The following is a 6310-nucleotide window of genomic DNA, read 5'->3' on the forward strand; positions in this document are numbered from 1 at the left end:
GCGGTCACCTCCTCATTTCAGGTGCTGTTTGATTTTGGCTCTTGCCCGATGGAGGCGTGTTCGAATGGTTGCATTCGATACGCCTACGATTTTCGCGATCTCTTCTGTTGAATACCCTTCGACGTAAAACAGATAAATCGCCTCGCGCTGGTCGTTGTTCAGGGTATCTACAATATCCCAGACACCGCCTACGTTGGGTGCCTCCGAGCTGGGCGTCTCCCCGCCCGCGATGGGCATGGATGCGAAGTCAGCCGGATCGAGCAAATCTTCTCGATGTCGCTGCTTTTCTCGAAAAAACGTGCGACAACGGTTGCCAGCAACCTTCAAAAGCCAAGCTTTAAGATGCTCGTCGCTCTCGAAAGTCTGCTGCGAGGAGTGAAGCGCCAAAAAGGTTTCTTGATAAACGTCTTCTGCTTGATGAAAAGAGCGAAGGAGAGTGAAAGCAAAGCGGAAGACGGTGCTTCCATAAGCAGTTGCTGCGTACGTCACTATGTCAACGTATCTGCCTGTCAGATAGCTTCCTTTCGGAAAAACAAAAATAATCTAACTATGGGAACAATTCACGCCTTGGAAGCGTATAGCTAACAGGGCGGTCAACATGATGCGCTCATCGTCGTTCAAAAGAAAGGGAAAGTCAATGGAAAGAGGCGTGAAGAAAAAAGTATCTGGATTTGTCTTCTTGCTATGCTCTTGGTTTGTCTTGCTCCAGCAGTTGCTCTTGCCGGTATGGGGCAGTCTGTTGACAAGGAATATTACGGCAAGATTTGGCGTGGCAGATCTGCTGCGTACGAGTATCAGAATTCGGGAGAATCGTGGATTACCGAGGACTGGCGTACATGGACGAAAATCACGAATACAACTGCTCCGCAGTATTGGTTAAGGAATCGAACAAAAGCTTATAGAAACCTCGATTTCTACAAAGATCAAGTTGTGGTGAATACGACAACTGCTCATTCAGCTGGTGATGCTATAGAGAACAAAATCCTGGCGAGCGCTTGGAGCGCGGATTATTACTACTGCGCTACGTATTCGACGCATGCACTTTATCGCGGCTCCATCGGGTACGACGATGGCTATTTTGAAACTGTTGGCGCAGAAGACTGGAATTATAGCTAGAGGAGGCGTAATGATTACTGCTTCGAATCGAACAAAACTCAGCGGACTGCTCGCGTTAGTAATGATTGCAGCTTTGGCTGTGGTCGGCGTATCTCATGCGATCGGCTTTGCCTCCGGAAAGGGCGAAGCGCCTTTGCCTGTAAACAGCGAGGGCGTCACCTATGGATCAATGCTTGAAGCTGAAATGAATGGTACGGAAATGCCTGAACTCGTATCATGCATAGCCACGAACGGGAAAAGGGGGTATATGTACTATGGAGAGTATTCGGCGATAACGCAGAGAGATTTCGAGCTTTCTTCCGAAGAACTCAATTCTATTATGCCCGATAGGGCTGAAACTATTGCTAAGGTTTTTGCGGAGACGGCCAATACTTATTACGGTTACGAGTTGCTTTCCATTGAAGAAGTGAAAGAGGCATTGAGTTTAACTACTTCTGTTGGTGGAACAGAAGCAGCGATTACTCTCCTTGAAGGGGACGTGCGCTCCGCAGTTTTGGCTAACGAAACTGTTTCGGGCGGTGAGATAGTCCATGGTGGAAACGCAGAGGACGCGGTAAAGGTTGTTCAATCTCAAAGGATGTCACTTATTAGCGACGTGGCTGAAGCCGTGTCGTTTGACAAATCAACAAATGCCGCCATTATTGATTCCTCATGCCTGTCGGAAGCGCTTGCAACTAACTATATGAGCACGATGGAGTATGCGTATTTCTATCAAAAAGCGAAGGACGCAGTGGGTATTGCGCTCCCTGTATACGAGAAAGACGGCAGAACGGTAATCGGGGAAATCGTAATTGATTCGCTTTAGTTCTAGTCAATGAAAAGGGGTGTCGGGAATGAAAAGTTATAGCGCGCTTAAAAAACCTGGAGCTGCAATTGGAGTTGCTTTGGCGGTCGCGGCGGCGTTCTGCCTTTCCTTCGCCTTCTGCCTGACTGCGAGCGGTGAAGCGTTGTTTGATGAGTCTTCGGATTATTTCATCGGAGCTGATGGCCAGAGTTACGGTGTGCCGGTAGAAGGCGATGAGGGCATTATCGCTATGCCGGATATGGTTCGCGTGAAAGCCACTAATGGCGAAATCGGATATGTATCGCCCGATGAGATGACGAATGCTTTCTTTGAAGGAGCAGTTGAGCAAGATGAAATTGAGACGGTTCTTGCTTCGCTTGCTGACAAAAAGGCGCAAGCGTTGGCTAACGCAGCGAATCAACGTTTTGGTTTTGAGGTTCTCACCTACGACGAAGCTTACGAAATCGGCAATCTTCTCGTTCAGGCAAACGGTATGCTAAAAGCAAAGGATGCCATGCAAGGCGCTGCAACTCAGAGAATTGCCGTGGCTTTAGAAGAAGGAGTCATTTCGTCGGCCAAGGCTAACGAAATCGCAACCATAGCTATGGGCGCTGATGACAATTCGGATGAATTGCTCCTGTCGGGGGGTTTCGCCATCAACGAGCAGCTGTTTGCCTCCATTTACAAAGAGGCTCAAAAGGACGTTTGTATTGAGGTTCCCGTTTATGCGAGCGATGGGTCGACGATCGTTGGCGTATACGAAGTCGATCGTATGTAAAGTAGCAAAGGAGGGAGTGCGACGATGGGCGGTTCGAGATGTCGAAGTGTAATTATGATTTGCGTATTGGTTTGTATCGCTCTTTTAGCTGGTGCATTTACGGGCACGGCATATGCGGCAAAGAAGTTTGGTCAGTATCATGAAAGGGGCTTTTGGCACGAGGGGGATTACGTTAACTACGGATGGAGAAACGGATATGACGGAAGATCGTATGGTGCCCTTTTCAATATTTATGAATCCTGGATGTGGGTCAAAAACACCAACCGGTCGGTAATGCCCGGGGCAATTGTGTCGCAGGCTGGTGTAACCATTTATGTTTTCGGTGACCCCAAAGTAGTGGAATGGGGACCAGTAGTAACTAACTTTTTCGATAATCCCGCTGGCAATGCGATTGAAAGCCATTACTATAATGAGCTCATGAAAGGGGATGGCTTTGCATGGGGCTATGGCAAAATTAGAGACCCTGCGTGTAACATGCACGAAATTGGAACAGAAGAAAATGCTATTGAGATAATTGGATAATTGGATAGTTGGCTACGAGGGGGTACTGAATGCGCTGTTCTCGATTCTCTATTCCTGTAAGGGTTGCCTCGGTTTTGGCTTTCGCGCTGATGGTTTTTGCGCTGGCTGCTTGCTCCTCGAGCGACGGCGACAACTCGTCTCTCCATGTGGATAGTGGGAAGCTGCGCATTTATTACGAGGAACCTTACGCGGTTGTTCCTGGGGACAGCTTCTACCACGAAAGAGGCTTCGTCACATTTCTTGACGCGTATAATGCGCTCTTCTCTTTAAATGAAGTGACGTATCTTGAGCCCACGCTTTTGGTGTCGGGCGAGGAGGAAAACCATAACTTTCGTTCGCTCTCGATGTTTTCCGAGGTCAATGATGGCGATGTTTCCAGCCAAGATGTGAAAAGCGCTATCGACAACTTCACGCTTCCGCGTCCTGAAATGACCGATCCGGAATTTCGCCTCGTTGACGATATCGACAAAGGAAACGGTGAGTCTATTCTCATTTACGCCGCATATGAGAAGGCGGACAAGAACAAGGCTGCGGAGATGCGCGTTGCGAGCTATTTCTGGAACGATCGGCTCATTGGCGTGGGGCTGACATATCTTGGGCTGGTTGAGGGAGAGGATCGAGCGCAAGAAGTCGCTCTTGCCGAGAACATGCTGAGAAACGTGGAAATCATCCATTAACGAGGTGGCGGGCGAGGAGGTGCGGCTTAGCCGGGGCGGGCGAGATCCGGCTAAGCTGGGGCGGGCGAGAAGGTGCGGCTTGGCGTGCCCTGGAGCCTTCTCGCCCGCTTAATCAAGTGAGCGAGATTATTCCTTCGCGCCCCATTCTTTGTAATATGCGTCGATAGCGGCCTTGATGTCGTCGTTGATGAGGACCTCGCCCTGCACTTCGCGGTTGTAGAGGCACTCGGTCACTTCGGCCATGTTCACGATGCTCGCCGTGGGGAAGCCGTACTTCTCCGACACCTCGTCGCAGGCGCACTTCACGCCGTCCTTGCCGACCTCCATGCGGTTGAGCGAGACCATAAGGCCTTTGACCTCGATGTTCGCGGCGCCGGTGATGAGAGGGTAGGTCTCGTCGATCGACTTGCCCGACGTGGTGACATCCTCCACCATGACGACGCGGTCGCCGTCTTCGAGTACGTGCCCGAGCAGGTTGCCGCCCTCGCCGTGGTCCTTCGCTTCCTTACGATTCGAGCAGTACTTCACTTCTTTGCCGTAGAGCTCGTGAAGCCCCATCGCCGTTACGACTGACAGGGGGATGCCCTTGTACGCGGGGCCGAACACGACGTCGAAGTCGAGCCCGAAGTTGTCGTGGATTGCGCGCGCGTAGTAGAGCCCCAGACGATGCAGCTGATCACCCGTCACATAGGCGCCCGCGTTCATGAAAAACGGGGACTTGCGGCCGCTTTTCAACGTGAATTCGCCGAACTTGAGCACATGGCTTTCGACCATGAACTCGATGAACTCCTGCTTGTACTGCTCCATGGGGCGTCCTTTCCCTGTCGTGCGCGTGGCCGCGCGAGTCGTTTTCGCGGTATGATTCTACTATACAAGAACTCGACGCCTGCGGCGGATACTGCTCGTCTGCGGGCGGATTTCCCGAAAGGCGCTCACGTGATTTACCTCGATAATGCGGCGACGACGCTTAAGAAGCCCGACGGTGTGGCTCGTGCGGTGGCAAACGCGATCGGTTCGTTCGGTGGCCCGGGACGCGGCTCGCATGCGGCGGCGCTTGCGGCGAGCATGGCCGTGTTCGAGGCGCGCTCGGCCGTGGCGGGGCTGCTCGGTGCGCCGGATGCTTCCCGCGTCTCGTTCGCCATGAACGCCACGATGGCGCTCAACATCGCTATTGCTGGCCTTTTGCCTGATGGAGGGCGCGCCGTCACTACGGCCGCATCGCACAACTCGGTGCTGCGGCCGCTTTTCCGCGCTCGCGATATGCGTGGGGTACAGGTGGAGGTTGCGCGCATTCTTCCTGATGGGTCGCTTGATTGGGAATCCTACGAGCGTGCGCTTGAGGGTGGGGCGGACGTGGTCGCCGCCACGCATGCGTCGAACGTGACGGGCGATGTGTACGATGTTGCGCGCATGACTGCGATGGCTCACGACGCAGGCGCTCTGTTCGTTTTGGATGCGGCGCAAACGGCGGGGGCGATGCCGGTCGACATGGCCGCGCTTGGGGTGGACGTGCTTTGTTTCACCGGGCACAAAAGCCTCTACGGCCCGCAGGGGACAGGTGGCCTTATCGTCCGCGAGGGGCTTGAAATTGCGCCGCTTCTCGAAGGCGGGTCGGGCGTGCACAGCTTCGATGAGCGCCAACCGTCTTTCATGCCCGAGTCGCTTGAGGCGGGAACGGAAAACGCACATGGCTTGGCCGGGCTTGCCGCTGGCGTGGAGTACGTGACGGGGAAGACGCCGGCTGCGATTGCTGCCCAGGTGGCTGGGCTTGTCGAGCGTTTCGAGCGCGGGCTGGCGAGCGTTCCTGGGATCGTGATGTACGGCGGGCATGCGAGCTTTGGGCGTTCGGGGATCGTCGCCTTCAACATCGGCGACGCCGACTCGGGCGAGGTCTCCGCGCGGCTCGATGCTGATTTCGGGATTTGCACGCGCCCCGGTGCCCACTGTGCGCCGCTTATGCACAAGGCGCTCGGAACGGCGGAGCAGGGCGTCGTGCGCGCGAGTTTCTCCAGCTTCAACACGCAGGCGGAAGTCGAGGTTGCGCTTGCGGCGGTGGAGGAAATCGCGCAGGCGCTGCGTTAGGTGTTGGCACGGGGCCAGCGCGCGGATTGATTGGAATGTGTCGCTGGGTTTCTCGCTGGTATTCGTGCTCGGGTGGGGCTTCTGGGCTCGTGCGGAAGTCGGCGATCGAGTCGAGCAGCACTCGCGGCTCGGGCGATGAGTTGGCTGATGCTTGGGTGACGGGGCACAAGCTAATCTATTTCGGACTTGCGCCGCCGCGAGGCCTACGGTGGCGGTTTGCTCGCGGTTCGGGTGATGAGTCGGGCGTGTCGTGGCGTTTGCGGCTTCGCCGGCGAGCTCTATGTTAAACCACCGTTGACATGTCGGCGATCTGCCTGGTCCAGTAGACCATGGCGTCGCCGCATTCGAGGT

At 54.4% G+C, this 6310-nt stretch carries 8 protein-coding genes; 6 read left to right on the forward strand and 2 right to left on the reverse strand.

Annotation, left to right across the window (positions count from 1 at the left end; all coding sequences use genetic code 11):
* Window positions 1-12: 12 nt before the first annotated feature.
* Window positions 13-489: an RNA polymerase sigma factor gene (locus Q0G85_RS05020; protein WP_297155327.1), complete on the reverse strand. Its 477-nt coding sequence runs from the start codon at window positions 487-489 to the stop codon at window positions 13-15.
* 195 nt (window positions 490-684) lie between these two features.
* Between Q0G85_RS05020 and Q0G85_RS05025 the strand changes: the two genes are divergently transcribed.
* The 5 genes from Q0G85_RS05025 (at window position 685) to Q0G85_RS05045 (ending at window position 3877) form a co-directional block, all read left to right on the forward strand.
* Window positions 685-1116: a hypothetical protein gene (locus tag Q0G85_RS05025; protein WP_297155329.1), complete on the forward strand. Its 432-nt coding sequence runs from the start codon at window positions 685-687 to the stop codon at window positions 1114-1116.
* Between the two features lie 10 nt (window positions 1117-1126).
* Window positions 1127-1921, forward strand: a complete 795-nt coding sequence (locus Q0G85_RS05030) for a hypothetical protein (protein ID WP_297155331.1) — start codon at window positions 1127-1129, stop codon at window positions 1919-1921.
* Window positions 1922-1949: 28 nt separating this feature from the next.
* Complete coding sequence (locus Q0G85_RS05035; protein ID WP_297155333.1) at window positions 1950-2678, forward strand: hypothetical protein; 729 nt, start codon at window positions 1950-1952, stop codon at window positions 2676-2678.
* Window positions 2679-2702: 24 nt separating this feature from the next.
* Window positions 2703-3200: a hypothetical protein gene (locus tag Q0G85_RS05040; RefSeq protein ID WP_297155335.1), complete on the forward strand. Its 498-nt coding sequence runs from the start codon at window positions 2703-2705 to the stop codon at window positions 3198-3200.
* A 74-nt stretch (window positions 3201-3274) separates the two neighbouring features.
* A complete protein-coding gene (locus Q0G85_RS05045) occupies window positions 3275-3877 on the forward strand; it encodes a hypothetical protein (RefSeq protein WP_297155337.1) in 603 nt (200 codons plus the stop codon).
* Between the two features lie 126 nt (window positions 3878-4003).
* Here Q0G85_RS05045 and pyrE read toward each other — a convergent pair whose 3' ends face one another.
* Complete coding sequence (gene pyrE / locus Q0G85_RS05050; RefSeq protein WP_297155339.1) at window positions 4004-4684, reverse strand: orotate phosphoribosyltransferase; 681 nt, start codon at window positions 4682-4684, stop codon at window positions 4004-4006.
* 51 nt (window positions 4685-4735) lie between these two features.
* On the opposite strand from pyrE, the gene Q0G85_RS05055 reads away from it, so the two are divergent.
* On the forward strand, window positions 4736-5959 hold the full coding sequence (locus Q0G85_RS05055) for an aminotransferase class V-fold PLP-dependent enzyme (RefSeq protein WP_297155341.1): 1224 nt from the start codon (window positions 4736-4738) through the stop codon (window positions 5957-5959).
* Window positions 5960-6310: the final 351 nt, after the last annotated feature.

The sequence above is a fragment of the uncultured Ellagibacter sp. genome, assembly GCF_934617235.1.
Taxonomy (GTDB): Bacteria; Actinomycetota; Coriobacteriia; order Coriobacteriales; family Eggerthellaceae; genus Ellagibacter.